Here is a 22,011-nt window from a genome sequence, read left to right on the forward strand (position 1 = left end):
GCGGTCTTTTTCGACCGGTCCGAACGGCAGGCCGTCCAGGGCTGTGCGGGTGATGACGTGGTATACGCTTTTTTGATCCTTGATCAGCATGCGGGTGGTTCGAGGCATAGCAGGCGCTCCTCCATGGGCGGTGATGGTGGCGTTATATCAGTTGGACTACACTATCAGAAAAAACTCGGAAAAATAAAGGGGGTGATGTAAATTATTTGCCTGTCCCTTTAAGGCCGGGCATTTAAAAAGGGCTTGAAGTTCATTCAAGCCCTTTGATGCCTTTTGGAGGCGGCTTCCGGATTTGAACCGGAGAATAACGGCTTTGCAGGCCGTCGCCTTACCACTTGGCCAAGCCGCCAAAAAAAAATGGAGCGGGAAACGGGATTTGAACCCGCGACGTCAACCTTGGCAAGGTTGCACTCTACCACTGAGTTATTCCCGCTCAATGACGGCACTATAACTATCTTCTCAGGCCACCTTTGTCAATAAAAAAATTCATGGAAAAACCAGTTTTTCTCGATTCGGTGGCCCGGAAAAACGGGCCGTGGCTGTAAAGGGTTTGCCATTATCCCTGTGCCCTCACGACAGGCGTGTCAGGCGACCGTGACGCATCGGTTCGAAATTGGCCTGACCGGGGGACGGCACTTTCCGGTCATACCGCAGGGCTGCCGCCCTTATTTCTTCCCGGCCTTTTTCCAGTCGTCCATGAATGCCTGGATGCCCTTGTCGGTCAGGGGATGGGACGCCAGTTTGCTCAGGACATTGAAGGGGATGGTGGAAATGTCGGCCCCGGCGAGGGCCGCGTCAAGCACGTGCATGGGGTTTCTGATGCTGGCCACGATGATCTCGGTGTCGTAGCCGTAGTTGTCGAAGATCTCCACGATCTGCTCGACCAGCACCATGCCGTCCTGGGCCAGGTCGTCCAGACGGCCCACGAAGGGACTCACGTAGGACGCGCCGGCCTTGGCGGCCATCAGGGCCTGGAGGGGAGAAAAAATCAGGGTGACGTTGGTCTTGATGCCCTCGTCGGCCAGCATGCGGGTGGCCTTGAGGCCGTCGATGGTCATGGGGACCTTGATGACGATGTTTTTGTGGATGGTAACCAGATCACGGGCTTCCCGGACCATACCCTCGGTGTCCAGACTGATCACCTCGGCGCTGATGGGGCCGTCGACCACCTCGCAGATCTGTCGGATGATGTCCTTGAATTCCCCGCCTTCTTTGGCGATCAGCGAGGGGTTGGTGGTGACGCCGTCGACCATGCCCATGCTGGCCGCTTCCTTGATTTCGGTGATATTGGCGGTATCGATAAAAAATTTCATACTCTGTCTCCTCTTTGAAAAGGCCGCGGCATCAGGCCGGCAGCAGAATCACGGGCAGGGCCCGTCGTTCGTGTTTAAGGCGGTACAATCAGACCTTCTTCTTATAGTCGTCCCGGCATTGTTCCGAGCAGAAATACAGGGTCTGCCCTTTCACGGTCAGCGGAAACCCCTGACGCTGGGGGAAATAGACGCCGCACTGGGGGTCCTTGATCATCACGTCGCTGGTGTCGCTCGGATGGTCCACGGAGTGATCCCGGTGCTGCAGGGACTGCTGCTCGAGCATCCAGCGCTTGACAGTCCGATAGACCAGGTAAATGACCAGTAACAGGATCAGGTTTTTAATCATGACGAACTCCTTCCTGGGTTGAGGTGAAGGGAACGACCCCCTGATGGTCGGCATCAAGGTCCGCAAGGAGCCGCGCCATGGTCCTCCCGGTCACGGGGTGGACCCGATCGGGAGCGATATCACACACCGGCACCAGGACGAAGGCGCGCTGGTGCATGCGTTCGTGGGGCACGGTCAGGGCGTCGGAACGGATCACCCGGTCATCGAACAGAAGGATGTCCAGATCGATGATGCGGGGGCCGAAACGGACCGCCTTTCGATCCGTTCCCAGATCGTTTTGAATCTGTTTCAGACCGTCCAGAAGCTCCAGGGGTTCCAGCGGGGTGCCCAGCTCCGCCGCCGCGTTGACGAACCAGTCCTGGTCCAGGTAATCCACCGGTTCGGTCCGGTAAAAGGGCGAGACACTCAAAAGGGTGCCCAGCCCGCGCCGCTCCAGTTCGGCCAGGGCACTGCGGCAGTTGGCGGCCTTGTCGCCCATATTGGAGCCGATGGACAACAGCACCCGGTGCCCATCCACGGTCAACGTCCTTCCCCGGCCGTTTCGGGAACGGTGAACCGGACAAGCTCGGAATCCCGGCCAAGGCTTCGAGCCGCCGAAAGGGGCTGGATTTTATAAATGTAACGACGTCCCGGCACCACGTTTTCGGAAAAACGGGTTTCAGAGGGTCCAAGGGATCCCGCCCGTTCAAACAGCAGAGGACAACCGTCACACGCGTCATCCGGATCGGCCACAGAGCGGAGCACGACGTATCCGGCCAGATCCCCGCGATCCACAGCCGAAGGCGCAGTCCAGCTCAGGCTGACCCGATCCCCGTGGACCCGGTGCATGAGACCCGTCACCGGCGGCAGTGGGATATCCCCCGGTGGAACCGGCGGCATCTTACGGCCGCAGGCAAAAGCAATCAGGCAGACAAACACGAAAACGGCAATTAATCGATCGCGGACAGGACGTCGCATGGTCTTAAGTTCCTTGTCTCCCCGTCAATCCATACCAAGCTCACGGCGGGCCGCCAAAAGGGCCTCGGCCACGCAGGGCCCCGCCGTGCCGCCGAAGGAGGTGCGCCGGTCGATGATGGTCCGGGTGGCCAGCACCTGATACACGTCGCCCTCGATCAACGGCGAAAACGTCTGAAGGTCGGAAACGCTCAGGTCCTGGAGTTCCTTGTTCTGTGACAAAGCAAAGGCAACGGCCCGTCCCACCACGCCGTGGGCGTCCCGGAAGGGCAGGCCCTTGGCGGCCAGGTAGTCGGCCAGATCCGTGGCGTTGATGAATCCGGTTTCGGTGGCCCGGGCCATGGTTTTCTCATTGAAGGTGATGTTCGGCATCATCCGGCAGTAGATGTCCAGACAGGCCAGAAGGGTGTCCACCGTGTCGAACAGGGGCGGTTTGTCCTCCTGCATATCCCGGTTGTACGCCATGGGCAACGATTTCATCAGGGTCAGAAGGGCCATGAGGTTGCCGTAGACCCGGCCGGTCTTGCCCCGGACCAGTTCGGGGATGTCCGGGTTCTTTTTCTGGGGCATGATGCTGCTGCCGGTGGTGAAGGCGTCGGCGATCACGATAAAACCGAATTCCGACGAGGACCAGAGGATAAGTTCCTCGGAAAGCCGCGAGAAATGCATCATACAGAGACTTGCCGCCGCCGTGAATTCGATGATGAAATCCCGGTCGGACACCGAGTCCATGCTGTTGGCCGAGACCCTGGAAAAGCCCAGGAGCCGGGCCGTTTCGTGACGGTCGATGGGATAGGTGGTGCCGGCCAGGGCCGCGCTGCCCAGGGGCATGACGTCGATGCGTTTGAGGCCGTCCTCGAACCGCTCCCGGTCCCGTTTGAACATCTCGTAATAGGCCAGAAGGTGATGGGAAAGAAGCACAGGCTGGGCCCGCTGCAGATGTGTGTATCCGGCCATCACCCGGTCCTGATGTTTTTCGGCCAGGGTGACGAGGATCTTCTGAAGCTCGGAAAGGGCGGCGATCACGTCGGCGCTGACCTCCTTCAGATAAAGACGGATATCCAGGGCCACCTGGTCGTTGCGGCTCCGGGCCGTGTGCAGCTTCTTGGCCACCTCCCCGATGTCCCGGGTCAGGGCCGACTCGATGTGCATGTGGATGTCTTCGAGGCTGTCCGAATACGCAAAACACCCGTCCTCGATGTCCTGCCGGATTTTTTCGAGGCCGCGAACCATCTGCTCCGCCTCGTCATGGGTGATGATGCCCTGCTTGGCCAGCATCCGGCAATGGGCCACACTGCCTGCGATATCCTGCTTATAAAGACGCCTGTCCACCTGAATCGACGAGGAAAACGCCTCCACCGCCTTGTCCGTACTCTCCTGAAATCGACCGTCCCAGGGTTTTTCGCTCATTTAAGGTACTCCATGTATTTTTTATTGGCCGTTTTAGTGGCCTCCGGCGGCCCTCCCGGGGGGCCGGATTTTAAAAATCCGGACAAATGGGTTGGGTGACGAGGCTAACGCCATGGCATCGCCCCAACCCAAAACCCGTTTGGCAACCTTTTCAAAAGGTTGGCCCCCGGCAGGGCCGCCGGAGGCCGTTTTTTTACTTATTTCTTTTTGTTCATCGCATTCAAAATACGAAGTCTCAGCGCATTCAACCGGATAAACCCTTCGGCGTCCTTCTGGCGGTAAATGCTCTTATCGTCTTCGAAGGTGGCGTGGGCCGCACTGTAAAGCGAACGGTCGGACCGTCGTCCGAGCACATAGGTGTTGCCTTTGTAGAGTTTCAGACGCACATCGCCGCTGACGTTTTCCTGGGTCTGGTCGACCATGCTCTGGAGCAGCTTCATTTCCGGTGAGAACCAGAATCCGTAGTACACCAGCTCGGCGTATTTGGGGATCAGGCTGTCCCGCAGGTGGGCCACTTCGCGGTCCAGGGTGATGGATTCCATGGCCATGTGGGCCTGACGGAGAATGGTGCCGCCCGGTGTTTCGTACACACCCCGGGACTTCATGCCCACGAAACGGTTTTCCACCAGATCGATGCGGCCGATGCCGTGTCTGCCGCCCAGCCGGTTCAGCTCCTTGAACAGATCCGCCGGACCCATGGTCTTGCCGTTGACGGCCACGGGGTTGCCCTTCTCGAAACGGATCTCGATTTCCTCGGCCTGATCCGGGGCGAGCTCGGGTTTCACGCTCATGGTGTACATGTCGTCGGTGGCCGGATTCCAGGGATCTTCGAGGACCCCGCCCTCATAGCTGATGTGCAGCATGTTCCGGTCCGTGCTGTAGGGCTTGGCCGGGGTCTGGGGCACGGGGATGCCGTGTTTGTTGGCGAACTCCATCAGCACCGTGCGGGAGTTCAGGTCCCATTCCCGCCAGGGGGCGATGATCTTGATCTCCGGATCGATGGAAAAATAGCTGAGCTCGAAACGGACCTGGTCATTGCCCTTGCCCGTGGCGCCGTGGCTGACCGCGTCGGCCCCTTCGATTTTGGCGATTTCCATCTGGCGTTTGGCGATCAGGGGCCGTGCGATGGAAGTGCCCAGAAGGTACTGCCCCTCGTAAATGGCGTTGGCACGGAAGGCGGGAAACACGAAATCCCGGATGAACTCTTCCCTCAGATCGTCGATGTAGGCCTTGACCGCGCCGGTTTTCAGCGCCTTGGCCTCCAGGCCGTCGAGTTCCTCTTCCTGGCCCAGGTCGGCGGAAAAGGTCACCACCTCGCAGTTATAGGTTTCAATGAGCCACTTCAAAATCACCGAGGTATCCAGCCCCCCGGAATAGGCTAACACGACTTTTTTCACGTTCGACATGATGACCCCCTTGGTCCGATATGCGTCATGGCGTCATGACGGGTTGTTCACTGGTTGCGTTGGTTGGCGATCAGGGTTTCCAAAATGGCCTTGTGCATGTGCAGCTTGTTTTCGGCCTGGTCCCAGACGATCGAATGTTTGCCTTCGAGGACCTCCGCCGAGATTTCCTCGTCCCGGTGGGCCGGCAGGCAGTGCATGACGCACACGTCGTCCTTGGCCTTTTTCAACAGGTCCGCCGTCACCTGATAGGGACGGAACAGGGCCATGCGGGATTCGGCCTCGGATTCCTGGCCCATGCTGGCCCAGACGTCGGTGTAGACGATGTCCGCCCCGGCCACGGCCTCGGCCGGATCGGCGGTAACCCGGATGGTCCCGGTCTTTCGGGAAAGGGCCCGGTCAAGGATGTCGGGATTCGGCGTGTAACCTTCGGGGCAGGCCAGGGCCAGGTCGAACCCCAGAACCGCGGCGGCGTTGATCCAGGAATGGGCCACGTTGTTGCCGTCGCCCACCCAGGCGATGGTCACGTCCTTGTACCCCCCCTTGTATTCGATGATGGTCAGAAGGTCGCTGAGGATCTGGCAGGGGTGGGACAGGTCCGACAGGGCGTTGACCACAGGAATGGTGCAGTGCGTTGCGTATTCCTCGATCAGCTCCTGGGAGAAGGTCCGGACCACCAGGCAGTCGATGTAGCGGGACAGCACCCGGGCCGTGTCCGACACCGGTTCGTTCCGGGAGATCTGGGTGTCCGCGGCGTTCATGAAAATCGGGGTGCCGGCAAGCTGGATGGTGGCGGCCTCGAAGGAAATCCGCGTCCGGGTTGAGGGCTTGTCAAAAATCATCCCCACGGATTTCCCGGCCAGGGATTGGTCGAAGATGCCTTTTTGGTGTCTTTTCTTGAGATCCAGGGCCCGGTTGAACAAGGCGTCGAAGTCATCGGGTTCCAGGTCGTACAAAGACAGCAGATCTTTTTTCACAACAGTCTCCTTATCGGTTTGCATCAAAGGGCCGTGGGAGCCCCGGGTCCTCGTTTATTCATTGGTCAAGTACCTCGTCAAGGCAGGCGACGAGGGCATCGATGTCCGTTTTCGTCACAATCAGCGGGGGAATGAAGCGCAGGATATCGCCCTGAACGCAGTTGATCAGAAAGCCCCGTTCGAAACAGGCCGCGACAAAGGGCGCGCCGTCGGCCTTCAGTTTCATGCCCAGCAGCAGGCCCCGTCCCCTGACGTCCTCCACCACCTTATGGTTTTCCTTGAGCATTTCAAGTTTTTTCTTGAAATACGCCCCGTTTTCACGGCACTTTCCGCAAATATCTTCGCGATCGAAGGTCTTCACCACGGCCAGGGCGCCTGCGGTGACGAGAGGGGTTCCCCCGAAGGTCGAGGCGTGACTGCCCGGCACGAAGGCCTTCATCACGGCGTCTTTGGCCAGCATGGCGCCGATGGGCAGCCCGTTGCCCAGGGCCTTGGCCAGGGTCATGATGTCCGGCGTCACCCCTTCCTGCTCGTAGGCGAACAGGGTTCCTGTGCGGCCCATGCCGGTCTGGATCTCGTCAAAAATCAAAAGGGCGCCGAATTCGTCGCACAGATCCCGGACGCCGTTGAGATAACCGGGGGCCGCGCAGCGGATGCCCCCCTCGCCCTGAACCGGTTCGAGCATCACGGCGCAGACCGTGTGATCCATCTTGGCCCGAAGGGCGTCAAGGTCGTTGAACGGCACGTAGTCAAATCCCGGCAGAACCGGGGCGTAACCTTCCTTGATCTTGTCCTGACCCGTGGCGGTAAGGGTGGCCATGGTCCGTCCGTGGAAGGACTGCATCATGGTGATGATCTTGTGGCGGTCCTGGCCCTGACTTGCGAAATGCTTGCGGGCCAGCTTGATGGCCGCCTCGTTGGCCTCGGCCCCGCTGTTGGCGAAAAAGACCTTGTCGGCGAAGCTTTTTTCAACCAGCCAGGCGGCCAGGTCGGCCTGGGGCCTTGTATAATAAAGGTTGCACACATGGACCAGGGTTCGGGCCTGATCGGCCAGGGCCTGGGCCACCGCCGGATGGGCGTGTCCCAGGGCGCACACGGCGATGCCCGCCACGAAATCCGTGTAGGCCTTCCCTTCCGTGTCCCAGAGGGTCATGCCCTCTCCCCGTTCAAACACCACCTTGTACCTGCCGTACGTGTGGGCGATCACCTGATCGGTCTGTTCGATAATCGTGTCTTTGATGGTTTTCATAGCAGCACTTCCGTTCCGATGCCTTCGTTGGTAAAAAGTTCAAGCAGCAGAGAATGGCGTTTTTTTCCGTTGATGATGTGGACTTTCTCCACGCCCTTCTCGAGGGCGCCCAGGGCGCATTCAATTTTGGGAATCATGCCCCCCGAGATGCTCTGGTCATCGATCATGGCCTTGATGGTTTCCGCCCGGATCGAGGTGATCAGCGTCTTTGACGCGTCCATCACCCCGTCCACGTCGGTCAGAAGAATCAGACGGGAGGCGGACAGGGCCTTGGCCACCTCGGCGGCAACCAGATCGGCGTTGATGTTGTAGGTTTCCCCGGCCTCCCCCACGCCCACCGGCGCGATGACGGGAATGAAGCCCTGATCGGCCAGGGACCGGATCAGTTCATGGTTGATCGCCGTCACCTCACCCACATGGCCGGGATCGATGATTTCAGGCGGGCTGTTTTTGTCTTCCTGATGGTAGATGGTCATCTTTTTCGCCGTGATCAGCCCCGCATCCTTGCCGGTGAGTCCCACCGCCTTGCCGCCCTGACGGTTGATCTGGGCCACGATGGACTTGTTGACCTTGCCGCCCAAAACCATCTCGACCACATCCATGGTTTCCTCGTCGGTCATGCGCATGCCCCGGACAAATCGTGAGGTGATGCCCATTTTGTCGAGCACCTTGTTGATCTGCGGGCCGCCGCCGTGGACCACCACGGGGTTCACTCCGATGAATTTCAGCAGGGTGATGTCCCGGGCGAAATCCTCTTTGAGCTGTTCGTCGACCATGGCGTGGCCGCCGTACTTGACGACGATGGTTTTTTTGGCAAAACGGCGGATATAGGGAAGCGATTCAATCAGAATATCGGCAACACTGGCATCCATGACCTTGTCCTTTGTGTCGGGTTAGAGGATGTACCGGCTCAGATCCTCGTCGGCCGCCACATCCTTGAGTTTGTCATTCACGAAGGCGGCGTCTACGACCACCTTCTTTTCCGGAAGATCCGGGGCTTCGAACAGAATGTTCTCCAGCAGATACTCCATCAGCGTGTGCAGGCGCCGGGCGCCGATATTTTCGGTCCGGGTGTTCACGTCTTCGGCGATCCGGGCAATTTCTTCCACCGCGTCGTCCGCAAACACCAGCTCGATGCCGTCGGTCCGCAGCAGGGCCATGTACTGCAAAAGCAGCGCGTTCTGGGGTTCGGTCAGTATCCGGACGAAATCCTTCCGTCCTAAGGAATCCAGCTCCACCCGGATGGGGAAACGGCCCTGAAGTTCGGGAATCAGATCCGAGGGCTTGCTCATGTGAAAGGCCCCCGAGGCGATGAACAGAATGTGATCGGTCATGACCGGCCCGTACTTGGTGGGCACGGTGCTGCCTTCGACGATGGGCAGAAGATCCCGCTGGACCCCCTCCCGGGACACGTCCGGCCCCGGCCCCTTCTGACTGACGGCCACCTTGTCGATCTCGTCGATAAAAATAATCCCCGACTGTTCGACAGCCTCCACGGCCCGTTTGACCACCTTGTCCATGTCCACCAGATTTTCGGCCTCCTGGTCGGTGAGGATGTCCAGGGCCTCGGCCACGGTGACCTTTCTCTTCTTGGTGTTCTTGGGCAGCATGTTTCCCATCATCTCCCGGATGCTCATGCCGATGTCTTCCATGCCCATGTTGGAGAAAATCTCGATCATGGGCCCCTGCTGGTCCGTCACGTCGATATCCACAAACCGCTCGTCAAGCTTGCCCTCCTGAAGCATCTTCCGGAGTTTTTCACGGGTGCCGTTGGTATGGTCCGCCTCGATTTCCGCCGCCGGAGCCAAAGGGGCCGGTTCTGCGCCTTCGGCCGGCACGACCGACGGTTTGGGCGGGGTTTTGGGCAGCAGCAGATCGAGCACCCGTTCCTCGGCGACGGCCTCGGCCTTGTCGATCACCTCGTCTTCGGCCCGGTCCCGCATCCGGTTGACCGTAAGGTCCACCAGATCCCGGACCATGGATTCCACGTCACGGCCCACGTAGCCCACCTCGGTAAACTTGGAGGCCTCGACCTTGAAAAAGGGGGAATCGGTCAGCGTGGCCAGACGCCGGGATATTTCCGTTTTCCCCACCCCGGTGGGACCGATCATGATGATGTTCTTGGGGGCGATCTCGTCCCTCAGGTCCTCCTCGACCTGACGCCGCCGCCACCGGTTCCGGAGGGCGATGGCCACCGACCGCTTGGCCTTGTCCTGGCCGATGATGTATTTGTCGAGTTCCTGCACAATTTCCACGGGTTTCAAATCGCTCATACCACCTTCCTGCATATCAAAAATATAAAACCGGAGTATCCGTCATCGGCACCGATGCCGGACATCCAGTTCGAATCCGTTATCATCACGCCCCGGCGCCTGTAAGCCGCCGGGCTGTCCATCACGCTCAGAGCTCTTCCAGGGTGACGACGTCATTGGTATAGATGCACAGCGACGCGGCAATGGCCATGGCCTCCCGGGCGATGGCCGCCGCGTCCAGATCGCTTTTCCGCATCAGGGCCGTGGCCGCGGCCTGGGCCGCCACACTGCCGGAACCGATACTCAGGACATCCTCGTCGGGTTCGATCACATCCCCGTTGCCCGAGATCAGAAACATCCGGGTCTCGTCCACGGCGATCATCATGGCCTCGAGCCTTCGCAAAAACTTGTCGGTGCGCCACTCCTTGGCCAGTTCCACAGCCGCCCGGGTCAGATTGCCGTTGCAGCGTTCGAGTTTTTCCTCGAGCTTGTCGGTCAGGGTCATGGCATCGGCCGTGGCCCCGGCAAAGCCCACCACGATTTTATCATGGTAGATGCGCCGGACCTTTTTGGCCTTGTGCTTGGTCACCGTGTCGCCCAGGGTCACCTGACCGTCTCCGGCCACCACGGTTCGTCCCTTGTGCCGGACGGCGATGATCGTCGTTCCGTGAAATATCTGCATGGTCGTCCTCATTTCCTTGGATGGGCCTTATCGTATATCCGCATCAGCCTGTCAATGGTCACGTGGGTGTATTTCTGGGTCGTGGACAGGCTTTCATGCCCCAGAATTTCCTGCACACCCCGCAGGTCCGCCCCGGCATCAAGCATGTGGGTGGCGAAGGTGTGCCGCACCGCATGGGGATAAACCGGCACCCCGATACCGCAGGCCAGGGCCCGGTCCTTGAGAATCCGGGCGATGGAGCGTTCGGTCAACCGTCCGCCCCGGCGGTTCAAAAACAGGGCCGAGGGATGCCGCGTCTTTAGGTCCGCCGACGCGGCCAGAGCCCTGCGGTAATCGCCAACGGCCTCAACGGCCCGCCGTCCCACGGGAACCACCCGCTGTTTGTCGCCCTTGCCCAGAACCCTTACGGTGCCGGAGGCGGCGTCTACGTCCTCCACATCGAGTCCGGCCAGTTCGGACACCCGGATGCCCGTGGAATACAGCAGCTCGAACATGGCCCGGTCCCGTTTGCCCAAAAGGGGCCGGGTATCGATGGTGTCGAGGAGCCGAAACATATCGTCCACCGTCAGGTAGGCCGGAATCGGCTTGTCCTGCTTGGGCGTCATCACCTGGTCTCCGGGGTTGGTCTCGATGACGCCGTGCTTCAGAAGAAAGGTCAGAAACGACCGAAGCGCGGACAGCTTCCGGGCCACCGAGCTTTTTTTGTTCTTCCGTTTATATAAGTGACCAAGATAAGCCCGAATGGTCAGGGCGTCAACCTGTGTGACCGAAAGGGCCGACATTTCTTCGGGTTTTTCCGGATCGATACGGTTCTGACAGGCCAGATAGCGGATAAATCCGTACAGATCGTTATGGTAGGCCCGGAGGGTATGATCCGAATAATTCTTCTCAACCGACAGGTACTCCAGAAAATGGTCCGCATGATCGATCAGGCCCGCCTTTTTCATCCTCGTCGCTCCAGCCCCAGACGGGCCATGATCGCCTTCAGATCCGCCCAGGCGTCCTTTTTGCTATCCGGATGGGAGAGCAGAAAGGCGGGGTGGAAGGTCGGCATCACCGGCCAGGTTTTATAGCTCTGAAACCGGCCCCGCATTCCGGCCACCGGGCTATCTCCACCCAGAAGGGCCTGGGTGGCCACGGCTCCTAAGGTGACGATCAGCTCCGGATTCACCGCCCGAATCTGGGCCTCCAGAAGGGGCAGACAGGCACCGGTCTCTTCGGGGAGGCCCCGACGTCCCATCGGCGGCCTGCATTTGAGCACCGTGGTCAGATAGACCGCATCCCGGTCAAGTCCCATGGCCGCGATCATTTTCGTGAGAAGGTCTCCGGCCTCGCCCGTGAAGGGCGTCCCGCAAGCCTCGTCCTCGGCTGAGGGAACATCGCCGATCAGCATCAGGCGTGCCCTGACCGGTCCCTCGCCAAACACCGGGGAACGGCCCCCGTCGCCCAGGACGCAGCGTCGGCAGGTCCCCCAGCGACGTCGGATGTCCTCAAGGGACAGCGGACCGGCCTGGGCCGGAGCAGCCGGTGCAGCCGCCTTTGGCGCCGCCTGAGGAGCCTGACGCCTGGGGCGTCCCCAGTCGGCCGCCCTGGCCAGGCTCTCCGGGGAGCAGTCGAAGCCCCGGCAGCCCAGATCGGCCAGAAAACCCAGGGTCTTTCGGGCTTCCGTCACCAGGGCGGCGAAAGCCTCCCGGCTGACGGGTGTGGCGGCGGTGTTCGTCATGGCGTCATCCGATCCCTGATCCGGTCGAGCAGGGTATGGGCCACCAGCTCCTTGTCCATGGACGCCAGCGGTTCCCGGCTCCCGTCCCGGTAAAAAAACGTTACCGTATTCGTTTCGGTCCCGAAGCCCGACGAGGGATCGCCCACCAGATTGCCCACGATCATGTCCAGGTTCTTGGCCTTGAGTTTGGCGGTGGCGTTCTCCTTCAGATCCCGGGTTTCGGCGGCGAAGCCCACCAGAAACTGGCGGGTCTTTTTCATGCCCGCCTCCTTGAGAATGTCGGGATTCTTGTCGAGCTCGATGATCATCTCATCGTCTTTTTTCTTGATCTTGTGATCGGCCGGGTGTTTGGCCCGGTAATCGGCCACGGCCGCCACCTTGATTGCGATGTCCGCATGCTCAAGTTCCGAAAGAAAGGCGTCGCGCATCGACAGGGCCGACACGACGGGAATCCGTTTCACGTTGAGCGGCGGCTCAAGGTTCACGGGGCCTGTAATCAGGGTCACCGACGCTCCCCGGAACTCGGCGGCCTTGGCGATGGCATAACCCATTTTACCCGAGGAATGATTGGAAATATAGCGCACCGGATCGATGGCCTCCCGGGTGGGCCCCGCCGTGACCAGCACCGTTTTCCCGACCAGATCTTTGGGGGTCAGACGATGGATCACCCGGTCGACGACAAAGCGCGGTTCGGGAAAACGTCCGGCGCCGCTGACACCGCAGGCCAGTTCCCCGGTGCCCGGTTCCACGATGGTAAACCCGTCGGCTTCCAGCACATCGAGGTTCCGCTGGACCGCACGGTTTTCATACATGTAGGTGTTCATGGACGGACAGATCACCACCGGACACCTGACGGCCATCATGAAGGTGCTCAGGGCGTCATCGGCGATGCCGTTGGCGATCTTTCCGATAATGTTGGCCGTGGCCGGAGCGATCAAAACCAGATCCGCCTCATCGGCCCACTGGATGTGACGGACCGACGAATCCTCGCCCTTGTCGAACAAACTGGTGAATACCGGATGGCCGGACAGCACCTGAAAGGTCAGGGTCCCGATGAATTCCTTGACCCCCTGGGTCATGATCACCTTGACGTCGGCCCCCTGCTTCTGGAGAAGGCGCAGCACCTCCACGCTTTTGTAGGCTGCGATGCCCGCGCAGACGCACAAAACGATGCGTTTGCCCTTGAGATTGTTTTCAAGCATGCGTTCCCCCCGGGCCAAACGGCCCCCTTTTTTATTCGATTTCCGGCGCCACCCCGACCCTCACATCGGTGGTAAATCCCTTTTCCTTGACCTCGATGGTGCACCACCTGTTGCCCTTAGAAAAAATCATGATGGTGGAAAAGGGTGATTTCTGGACGGTCACCGCCTTCCATCCGTTTTCCGGCATCTTGACGGAGAAGAAACGGATGACGGAGCGTTCCTCGACCCGGCCGTAGAAGGCCATGAATCCCGTGCCCGCCTCGCCGGTCTGGATGACCGAGGAATGACGTTTGTCCTCGGTCAGCTCACCGGGGATCAGCACATCCTTGAAATCCGAGAAGACCGGGACAGGCGGGGCCTCCTTGACGGCCGTCGCCGCCTTCTTTTTCACCGGTCGCTCCGAATACTTGGCATCCAGAGGGCTGCATGCCGCCATGCCGATCAACACCGTCAGCACAACACCGACACACAGAATTTTCGTGTTCCATGTCACTGTCATCATCACGCGCTCCCTTGATCAGGTCCCGACCATCGGCCCTGCCCCGGATTTTTCCGTCCCATCCCGCCTAAGGTCAATCCGGTTCTTATAACGTTTTTATGCCCCCAAAGGCAAGACGGATCTTCGATCGAAACAGGGCAATCGCATGTCTATCCCGCACGACCCATGGGTCATGCCCTGTGGGGAGCGGTTCATGACATGCCGTGTGCCGGGAATTGACAACCCCCATTTCCTTCGTTTCCGTCAAGGCGCGCAGCGACCGGGTGGTTGAATGGTTTGATCATGACGGAAAAAAGGCGGAGCTCTTTTCCATCACGGCATGGGATGCCCCCAGAAGCGTTGCCGTGCGACATGCCCCGGCATGTCCGGCGTGTGTCTTTGTGTCTCTGTGAGAGCGATTAATCCGGCGTCCCCCAAAACATCCAAGATCACTTTTTTCCTTACGATCACAAAAAACACTTGGCAGGATGAAATATTCATACTATAGGAACAAATTCGTTCGCCCCGCCGGGGCCCGGATGCCCGTTTCAAACCGTGCCGTACGTCACCCTGACGCGTTCTCTCAGATCACGCATAACGATCTGTAAAAATAATAAAAATTTTAATTTGACATCCGCCTGGCCGCCGGCCGACCGGCCGGATTATCGCCAATGCGTTCCGAAAACGCCATGACATCGAATCCCTGCAAGAGGCTGCGATGACTTTTTATTCTCACATTACGCTTAACCCGCTCATAAAATCAAAATGTTCTCGTTCAGGATTCACCCTTTTGGAGCTGATGATCGTCATCGCCGTCACGGCCATCCTGACGGCCGGAGCCGGAACCGCCCTGCTCCGGCATCTGCCCGACCGCCATCTGGGCCGGGCGGCCCAGACCATTTACCTGGATTTCCATCACGCCCGATCGCTGGCCGTCCTCAACACGGAAACCGTTCAGATCGAATTCGATCAGGCCGGGAGCACGTATCTGATCCGCTGCCTGGGCAGCGACGGAAATCCCGGCGGAACGGGCCCGGCCGAAGACCGGATCATCAAACGGGTCAGCCTCGACGACTTCAAGGGCGGCATACGGTTCGGCAACGGCAGCGTCCATACCACCATTCCCGGCACCCCGTTCAACGGAACCTTTGTCACCTATGCTCAGAGTTTTGCCCGGTTTTCACCCAACGGCATGGTCAACACCCGGGGCTACGTCTATCTGACCCACCATAAAAACACCCTCTGCTACGGACTGGGCACCCCGACCCTTGCGGGAGCCCTCGTCAAGAGAAAAAGTACGGGGGGAGGGTGGATCGATGGATAGAGTCGAGACTTCCGGCATACGCTGCGCCTCCCCCGGTTTCACCCTCGTCGAACTGATGATCGCCCTGACCATCGGCGCCATTGTTCTTTCCTGTGTCTGTTCGGTATTCATCTCCCACCAGAGAATTCATACCATGCATCAGCAGGCGGTGGCCCTCCAGCAGAACCTCAGGGCCTCGATGCACGTGATGGAACAGGATATCCACCAGGCCTGCCTGGACCCCCGGGGCAGCGCAAGGCCCGCCATCCTGACGGCGGCGGCCCACAGTTTCGCGTTTCAGTGCGATATCAACGAAAACGGTCATGATTTCGCCCTGACCGGCACCGGAGATCCCCGGGCGGCGGAAAGCGGCGTGGACCCCAACGAACACATCACCTACCGCCTGAGCGCCGACGCCAACCAGGACGGCCGCGCCGACCGGTTCCCCTGCCGGCTGTATCGCTGCACCTGGAACACCCCGGACGCCCTGGCCGACCAGATCGACGTCCTGAATTTTGTGTACCGGGATCAAAACGACGCCGTTCTCGGCCCATTGCCCCTGAATCAGGCGGGCCGCGCCCTGATCCGTTCGGTGGAGGTCACCCTCATCGCCCGCACGGCGCGGCAGGATCCCCGGCACTGTGACACCCGAACTTACACCAACCTCCAAGGAGACACCCTGATCGATGCGCCCCGTGACCCCTATCACCGCAAAACCCTGTCCAAGGTCATCCGCCTGCGGAATCTCTGACCTGCGGGGTCTGACCCTGGTGGAAATTTTGATCACCCTGTTCATTCTGTCGGTGGGTCTGCTGTCGGTCGCCCGTCTTCAGGCCGACGCCATCCGGGGGGATGCCCGGGCCGAACGGCTGAGCCTTGCCACCCATCAGGCCGTCAACCGGAAGGAACAGCTCAGCGGCCTTGCCTTCGACGATCCGGACCTGTCGGCGGGCCTGCACGGCCCCGTGGCCCAGGCGCCCTTCTGGATCGGCTGGTCCGTCACACCGGACCTTCCCCTGCCGCCCCTGACCGAGGACACCGACGGTGCCCCTATCAGCCCCCGGCCCGTTTCCAAAACCGTCAACATCGTCGTATTCGACAATGCCCTGGGGTTCAACGGGAACTCGGACGGCAACCGGATACTGACCCTCAGCCTGATCAAGACACGGAGCCTCTAATGCTTTTATCGTATCATCGTGCACGCAACCAAAACGGCGCGGTTCTCCTGACCGCCCTGGTTCTTCTGGCGACCCTGTCCATCCTGGGAGCCGTGGCCATGACGACCACCTGCTACGAACTGCGTCTGGCCGGAAACGACAAAACCATCGCCCGCCTCAAAGCCCAGGCCGAATCCACGGCGAGCCTTGCGGCCGAACGGGTGGAGCATCTGTCCGGGGCCACGCTCAAAGACAGCGACTGGGACTCGTCGACCCGCGTTTCCTGGCTGAGTCGCGGTGAAAACAACCGCTTCGATGCCATGAGCGATACCGACAAATACGACGGCCTGGCCGATTACATCCATGACACCGCCAACTGGATCGATCGCACCGATGGTCCTTCCAACAGCACCCGTGTTGCGGCAGCCTCGGGTCACCCGGATGCCGCCGCTTTTTCCCAGGTCTTTCCCGACTGCCGATTCCAGGTGATCGACGTGGAGGTGACCCGGGGCTCCTCGCTCCAGACCGGCAACCGTCTCCGGACCATGCACAATCTTTACATCACCGGCCTCAGCCGGGAAGGCAAGGCCCGGCGCATGGTCCAGGTGGGCTTTCGAAAAGTTTATTGAGGAGGACCTTCATGAAGCGCGCTTTCAGACGGACAGAAACATTGCATCACGCCGCCTGGGCAGCCGTCGGGCTGACAGGCCTGCTTTTTTTCACAGGCCCGATCCCTGCCCGGGCCGTCGGCCTTTCCGACACACCCCTTGAAATGACATACAAAACAGCGAATCCGGCCGTCATGGTTGTATTCGATGACTCGGGCAGCATGGACTTCGAGTTCATGACCCCGGAAGAAAACGGAACCTTTCACTCAAGCGCCTTTCTTTCCCAGAAATTTTATCTGTTTCCGGAGAATCCCGGCGACGATCACTATCCCGAACGGTACTACCGCATGGACGAATCCGAACGACGTCTCTGGCGCTCCCGGTGGCAGGGGTACAACACCCTCTATTACACGCCCCATACCGCCTACGTTCCCTGGCCCGCCCCGGACGGATCGGGCCCCATGGCCCAGGCCGACACAACCGCCCCACGGTCCAATCCGATGAACGCCTCGCACACCCTGACGCTTAACGGCATCTGCACGTCGGTCCTGTCCGGCGGCGGCACCCTCATGATCCGGAACGCCCATTACTATCTGGTGGACGATCGGAACGCCAACGGCCTTGACGACCCGTCCGACGGCGTCTACCTGGTTCAGTTCAATCAGGGCGACCGAGAGTGCTTCAGGTTTACCGACGCCAACGCCAACCGGTCCCTGGACGACAACGAGCTTACAGCCGTGTCCCTGTCGGAAATCCCCGAGCCCATCCGTCCCCGCCTCACCCCCGGGGAGGATCTGCAGAATTTCGCTAACTGGTATTCCTTCTACCGAAGGCGTTCCCTGTGCGCCAAGGGGGCCATGGCCCGCACCATATCCGGGCTTTCCGACCTTTACATCGGTTTTTACAGCATCAACCGCAACCTGGTTCAGTCTCCGGTTCCGGTTCGTCTGACCCGGGACGACGGCACCGTTCTCGACCAGACGCCCACCCTGCTCAACCGACTGTACGGACTGCGTTGTGCCGGCGGCACCCCGCTCAGGGAAGGACTGGATGCGGTGGGCCGTTACTATCATGGCGACAACCCCGGCGGCTTAAGCGGCTCATCCTTCGCCTCGGCGGAAAACGGCGGGGAGTGCCAGCGGGTCTATGCCCTGGCCCTCACCGACGGCTACTGGACGGAAAGCGGCACCTTCGCCCTGCCCACGCCCGATGCGGACGATGACGGATACGACAACACCCTGGCCGATACGGCCATGACCTACTACCGGTCAGACCTGAGACCCGATCTTGCCGATCGCCTGCGCCCCTCCTCCTGTGACCGGGCCGCCTACCAGCACATGGTCACCTTCGCCGTGTCATTCGGAATAAAAGGCCTTCTGGATCATACGGTCTACAATCCCTGCACCCTGCAGGACGCCCAGGGAAACAGCCCGTCCTGGGCCGACCCCTACTGCGGCGAGTGCCGCACCAAAATCGACGATCTCTGGCACGCCGCCTACAACACCACGGGCCTTTTTTTCAACGCCTCGGATCCGGATTCCCTGGTTTCGAGCCTCAAGGGCATCTTCGGCTCCCTGGACGACCGGGAAGCCACCAGCGCGCCGGTATCCGCGGCCCAGGAACGGTTCTACACCCGCAACGCCCTGTTTCAGGGCTTTTACCAATCGGAGCACTGGATCGGCGACCTTCGGGCCTACCCCATTGTCCATGATGAAACCACCGGCACCGTCACCATCGTGCCCACCCCGCGATGGAGCGCCGCGTCGATGCTGAACGAACAATCCTGGAACGCCCGGTCCATCATCACCTTTGACGGTCAGACCGGCATTCCCTTCCGGTGGGACAGTTTGTCCGACGGCCAGAAAACCGCCCTCAACAACACCCCCGATCTTCTGGACTATCTGAGGGGCCGCGACGTGGAGGGATTTCGTCAACGTCGGTCCCTTATGGGCGACATTGTCCACGCCGGTCCCCTTCCCGTGGACGGCCTTGTATACATCGGCGCCAACGACGGCATGCTTCACGCCCTTGACCAGACAAGCGGCCGGGAGAGGTTCGCCTATGTGCCCCATGGGGTGTACGACTCCCTCTCGCGCCTCGGCGACCTCCGATACGAACACCGTTTTTTCGTGGACCAGACCCCGTCCTGCGGGGACGTCATGGACGGCAGCATCCGGCGCACCCTGCTGGTGGGCGGCCTCGGCCGGGGAGGCCGGAGCTATTACGGCCTGGACATCACAGGCATGGACAGACGCACGGACTTTTCCGAAAGCGCCCTTGACGACATCGTCCGCTGGGAATTTTCCGATGAAGAAAACCTGGGGTACACCTACAGCGCGCCGGTGATCATTCGCACCTACGCGACGACGTATCCGGACGTGGTGATCGTCGGCAACGGATACAACAGCCCCTCGGGACGGGCCCAGCTTTTTATCCTTGATGCCCTCACCGGCACACCCGTCCGGGTGCTGGACACCGAAGCCGCAGGAGACAACGGCATGGCGACGCCCATCGCCGTGGACGTGACCAACGACGGCAGGGCCGACTACGTGTATGCGGGTGATCTTCTGGGAAACCTCTGGAAAATCGACATCCGGCATCCGGATCACAATGCCTGGGGGTTCTCCTACCGTGACGGCAATGACCGCCCCGCCCCCCTGTTCACCACCGCCCCGGGCCAGCCGATCACCTCACGCCCCGACGTGATGCGCCACTGCTGCCGCCACGGATACATCGTCTGCTTCGGCACCGGGCGGTATCTGGACCGTTCGGATCTGGCCACAACCGCCCCCCAGGCCGTCTATGGAATCTGGGACTACGGAGACGACCCGGGAGAATCCCTCGGCGCCCTGATACCTGTCGGCCTCGGTCTCTCGCACCATCCGGACAGCGACGTGTGTCTGCTGGCACAAACCATTATCGACGAACACCGCGACGGCGACCGCCTGTACCGGACCAGCTCGCGTCTTCCCGCCCAGTGGCAGACCGTCTCGGACAATCTGGATACCAACCCTTATCAGCGTGACCGCCAGGGTCTCCACCCCAATCCCACACGGCACGTGGGCTGGGTGCTTCCCCTGCCCGCCGGAGAACGGGTGTCCCAGGATGTGGCCATCGCCAACAACGTCCTGACCGTCCTGGGGCGCTATCCCTCGGAAGCCCCCTGTTCAAGCGGCGGCCGGACCACCATCTACAGCCTGAACCCCTGCAGCGGGGCCATGATCGAAGAGGCCTGTGTGAACGAGGCGCTGCAAAGCCCGCCCGCCGTCGTCACCACTCCGAGCGGCGACCTGTGGATTTACGACAAAGACACCGAGCCTGTCACGCCCCCCAGCGACGGCATGCGCCCCGGCCCGTATTTCTGGAGAGAACTGCCCTGATACCATCAACCAAGGAGACCGATACCATGACCCCCCGCGACCTGATCACCGGGCACACCCTGCCTGCCCTCATCATTCTGGCGTTGACCCTTTCTCTCTGCCCCGGATTCACCTCAACGCCCACCGCCCCCCCATCGCCTAAGCCCGTCCCCTTTGACGCCCAGGGCCCTTTGGATGCCCTCAATCCCGCCACCTTCTATGTCTCCATCAACGACATCGCCTACCGCCTGGCCCCCAACGCCCTCTTCTTCATCCACCCCCGCCGGCCCATTTCCCCGAGCGACATCAACCCCGGCGACACCGTCGCCGTCATCCTTGACGACCGCCGGCGCGTCACGGTGCTGTTTCGAATGACCCCCTGACGTTTCCAGGGCACCCCCCGGCTTCGTAAAAAGCTTGGCAGGCCACGAACGGCCCCATATCCGAAAGGAAGCGTGTTAAATCGATTTGCTGCAAGATCGAATAAACGACCCCGCCGCAAGCTGCCGGGGTATTGGGACCAGGGCAACCGCAGGTAGCATTCGTTCACGTGCATGGTCACGTTCACGAGCACGAGCACGGCAGGCTGAGACCTGTTCGACCGCCATCGTGAACGTGAACGGCAAGGCATCATCTCCTTCAATTCATCCGGCGTCAAAACTACCCGACCAGATACCATTGACCCGACCCCGGGCAAGATGGAAGTCCATGACATCTTGTGCAGACCGGGAATCAAAAACTATGTACCTGGAAACCCAATGTTTTTTTATACGAAAATACAAATTAATGCGGTTGACCCCCAAGAATCGGACCCTTGGTTCAAATGCATCCCGGGCGCGAAAAAACGGCATGCTCATTGCTTATGATGAGAACCGTATTCACTCGTCATTTTCACAGGAAAGGATTATAAAATGAAACAGTTGGTATCGGGAATCTTTGTTTTTTTGTTTTTATGCGGCTCCGCCCATGCGACCGTGCTTCTTTACGATGATTTCAATACGGAACGCTATGGGCTGAACTATGAACTTTACGGCCAGGACCTGGACCATTGGACGGTCACCAACGGCACCATCGATGTGATTGGAACAGGGGCCACCGGCACCGGATGGGAATGGTTCAAGGGCGCCAATGGCTATTATCTCGATCTGGACGGATCGAACCACAATGCCGGCCGGGTGACGTCAAACATGCTGTTCGGCCCCGGCACTTACACCATCACATACGACCTGGCAGGCTCACGGCGCAACCAGACCAATACGCTTGATATCTACTTCGGATCTTTTTACGATTCAATCACCATGGCGTCAAACGAGGGCTGGGTGACCTTTTCAAACACCGTGACCCTGACCGAAGCCGGCCGCCTGGTGTTTGACCACAGAGGCGGCGACAATATCGGCCTTTTACTGGACAATGTCATCGTTGAAACCGCACCCGTCCCGGAACCGGCCACCCTGTTCCTTCTGGGATCCGGCCTCCTCGGCCTTGCCGGGTTCAAACGCAAAAGAAAATAGCCGGCCCACCACCTTCGCAGGCTCCCGGCTTTCGGGGCGGATGACTTTGACTCGATGACAAACGGCCCTGACCGCAAGCGGACA

Annotated in this window: 22 protein-coding genes and 2 tRNA genes; 7 read left to right on the plus strand and 17 right to left on the minus strand. The window is 60.1% G+C overall.

What is annotated here, in order from left to right; translation table 11 throughout:
* Positions 1 to 274: 274 nt before the first annotated feature.
* The 17 genes from ACYQ11_RS19290 to ACYQ11_RS19370 form a co-directional block, all read right to left on the minus strand.
* A tRNA-Cys gene (locus ACYQ11_RS19290) sits at positions 275 to 349 on the minus strand.
* Between the two features lie 9 nt (positions 350 to 358).
* Positions 359 to 433, minus strand: a tRNA-Gly gene (locus tag ACYQ11_RS19295).
* Between the two features lie 232 nt (positions 434 to 665).
* A complete protein-coding gene (fsa, locus tag ACYQ11_RS19300; RefSeq protein WP_459925456.1) occupies positions 666 to 1,313 on the minus strand; it encodes a fructose-6-phosphate aldolase in 648 nt (215 codons plus the stop codon).
* A gap of 88 nt (positions 1,314 to 1,401) precedes the next feature.
* A complete protein-coding gene (locus tag ACYQ11_RS19305; RefSeq protein ID WP_459925457.1) occupies positions 1,402 to 1,659 on the minus strand; it encodes a hypothetical protein in 258 nt (85 codons plus the stop codon).
* Positions 1,652 to 2,176, minus strand: coding sequence for a 2-amino-4-hydroxy-6-hydroxymethyldihydropteridine diphosphokinase (gene folK / locus ACYQ11_RS19310; RefSeq protein ID WP_459925458.1), 525 nt, complete (start codon positions 2,174 to 2,176; stop codon positions 1,652 to 1,654). The genes ACYQ11_RS19305 and folK overlap by 8 nt, the downstream gene beginning before the upstream one ends.
* A gap of 2 nt (positions 2,177 to 2,178) precedes the next feature.
* Positions 2,179 to 2,616, minus strand: a complete 438-nt coding sequence (locus tag ACYQ11_RS19315) for a hypothetical protein (RefSeq protein WP_459925459.1) — start codon at positions 2,614 to 2,616, stop codon at positions 2,179 to 2,181.
* A 24-nt stretch (positions 2,617 to 2,640) separates the two neighbouring features.
* A complete protein-coding gene (gene argH, locus ACYQ11_RS19320; RefSeq protein ID WP_459925460.1) occupies positions 2,641 to 4,023 on the minus strand; it encodes an argininosuccinate lyase in 1,383 nt (460 codons plus the stop codon).
* Positions 4,024 to 4,220: 197 nt separating this feature from the next.
* Complete coding sequence (locus ACYQ11_RS19325) at positions 4,221 to 5,429, minus strand: argininosuccinate synthase (RefSeq protein ID WP_459925461.1); 1,209 nt, start codon at positions 5,427 to 5,429, stop codon at positions 4,221 to 4,223.
* A gap of 47 nt (positions 5,430 to 5,476) precedes the next feature.
* Positions 5,477 to 6,403, minus strand: a complete 927-nt coding sequence (argF, locus tag ACYQ11_RS19330; RefSeq protein WP_459925462.1) for an ornithine carbamoyltransferase — start codon at positions 6,401 to 6,403, stop codon at positions 5,477 to 5,479.
* A gap of 58 nt (positions 6,404 to 6,461) precedes the next feature.
* The gene (locus tag ACYQ11_RS19335) at positions 6,462 to 7,652 is read right to left on the minus strand and encodes an acetylornithine transaminase (protein ID WP_459925463.1); all 1,191 of its coding nucleotides are present in this window, start codon (positions 7,650 to 7,652) and stop codon (positions 6,462 to 6,464) included.
* The gene (argB, locus tag ACYQ11_RS19340; RefSeq protein WP_459925464.1) at positions 7,649 to 8,524 is read right to left on the minus strand and encodes an acetylglutamate kinase; all 876 of its coding nucleotides are present in this window, start codon (positions 8,522 to 8,524) and stop codon (positions 7,649 to 7,651) included. The genes ACYQ11_RS19335 and argB overlap by 4 nt, the downstream gene beginning before the upstream one ends.
* A 21-nt stretch (positions 8,525 to 8,545) precedes the next feature.
* On the minus strand, positions 8,546 to 9,925 hold the full coding sequence (gene hslU, locus ACYQ11_RS19345) for an ATP-dependent protease ATPase subunit HslU (protein WP_459925465.1): 1,380 nt from the start codon (positions 9,923 to 9,925) through the stop codon (positions 8,546 to 8,548).
* Positions 9,926 to 10,052: 127 nt separating this feature from the next.
* Positions 10,053 to 10,586, minus strand: coding sequence for an ATP-dependent protease subunit HslV (gene hslV, locus ACYQ11_RS19350; protein ID WP_459925466.1), 534 nt, complete (start codon positions 10,584 to 10,586; stop codon positions 10,053 to 10,055).
* Between the two features lie 8 nt (positions 10,587 to 10,594).
* On the minus strand, positions 10,595 to 11,533 hold the full coding sequence (xerC, locus tag ACYQ11_RS19355) for a tyrosine recombinase XerC (RefSeq protein WP_459925467.1): 939 nt from the start codon (positions 11,531 to 11,533) through the stop codon (positions 10,595 to 10,597).
* Positions 11,530 to 12,309, minus strand: coding sequence for a uracil-DNA glycosylase (locus ACYQ11_RS19360; protein ID WP_459925468.1), 780 nt, complete (start codon positions 12,307 to 12,309; stop codon positions 11,530 to 11,532). Before ACYQ11_RS19360 ends, xerC begins: the two co-directional genes overlap by 4 nt.
* Positions 12,306 to 13,511 (minus strand): bifunctional phosphopantothenoylcysteine decarboxylase/phosphopantothenate--cysteine ligase CoaBC, encoded by a 1,206-nt coding sequence (gene coaBC / locus ACYQ11_RS19365; RefSeq protein WP_459925469.1) that lies wholly within the window; start codon positions 13,509 to 13,511, stop codon positions 12,306 to 12,308. The genes ACYQ11_RS19360 and coaBC overlap by 4 nt, the downstream gene beginning before the upstream one ends.
* Positions 13,512 to 13,542: 31 nt before the next feature.
* Positions 13,543 to 14,013 (minus strand): hypothetical protein, encoded by a 471-nt coding sequence (locus tag ACYQ11_RS19370; RefSeq protein WP_459925470.1) that lies wholly within the window; start codon positions 14,011 to 14,013, stop codon positions 13,543 to 13,545.
* Between the two features lie 694 nt (positions 14,014 to 14,707).
* On the opposite strand from ACYQ11_RS19370, the gene ACYQ11_RS19375 reads away from it, so the two are divergent.
* The 7 genes from ACYQ11_RS19375 (at position 14,708) to ACYQ11_RS19405 (ending at position 21,927) form a co-directional block, all read left to right on the plus strand.
* Complete coding sequence (locus ACYQ11_RS19375; RefSeq protein ID WP_459925471.1) at positions 14,708 to 15,313, plus strand: GspH/FimT family pseudopilin; 606 nt, start codon at positions 14,708 to 14,710, stop codon at positions 15,311 to 15,313.
* The gene (locus ACYQ11_RS19380) at positions 15,306 to 16,043 is read left to right on the plus strand and encodes a prepilin-type N-terminal cleavage/methylation domain-containing protein (protein ID WP_459925472.1); all 738 of its coding nucleotides are present in this window, start codon (positions 15,306 to 15,308) and stop codon (positions 16,041 to 16,043) included. The genes ACYQ11_RS19375 and ACYQ11_RS19380 overlap by 8 nt, the downstream gene beginning before the upstream one ends.
* A complete protein-coding gene (locus tag ACYQ11_RS19385) occupies positions 15,979 to 16,470 on the plus strand; it encodes a type IV pilus modification PilV family protein (RefSeq protein ID WP_459925473.1) in 492 nt (163 codons plus the stop codon). The genes ACYQ11_RS19380 and ACYQ11_RS19385 overlap by 65 nt, the downstream gene beginning before the upstream one ends.
* The gene (locus ACYQ11_RS19390; RefSeq protein ID WP_459925474.1) at positions 16,470 to 17,078 is read left to right on the plus strand and encodes a hypothetical protein; all 609 of its coding nucleotides are present in this window, start codon (positions 16,470 to 16,472) and stop codon (positions 17,076 to 17,078) included. The genes ACYQ11_RS19385 and ACYQ11_RS19390 overlap by 1 nt, the downstream gene beginning before the upstream one ends.
* Positions 17,079 to 17,089: 11 nt before the next feature.
* On the plus strand, positions 17,090 to 20,437 hold the full coding sequence (locus tag ACYQ11_RS19395) for a pilus assembly protein (protein WP_459925475.1): 3,348 nt from the start codon (positions 17,090 to 17,092) through the stop codon (positions 20,435 to 20,437).
* 26 nt (positions 20,438 to 20,463) lie between these two features.
* Positions 20,464 to 20,799, plus strand: coding sequence for a hypothetical protein (locus ACYQ11_RS19400; protein ID WP_459925476.1), 336 nt, complete (start codon positions 20,464 to 20,466; stop codon positions 20,797 to 20,799).
* Positions 20,800 to 21,327: 528 nt separating this feature from the next.
* Entirely contained in the window at positions 21,328 to 21,927 is a 600-nt protein-coding gene (locus tag ACYQ11_RS19405; protein ID WP_459925477.1) for a PEP-CTERM sorting domain-containing protein, read from the plus strand.
* Positions 21,928 to 22,011 lie beyond the last annotated feature (84 nt).

The organism is Desulfatiferula olefinivorans (genome assembly GCF_054657895.1).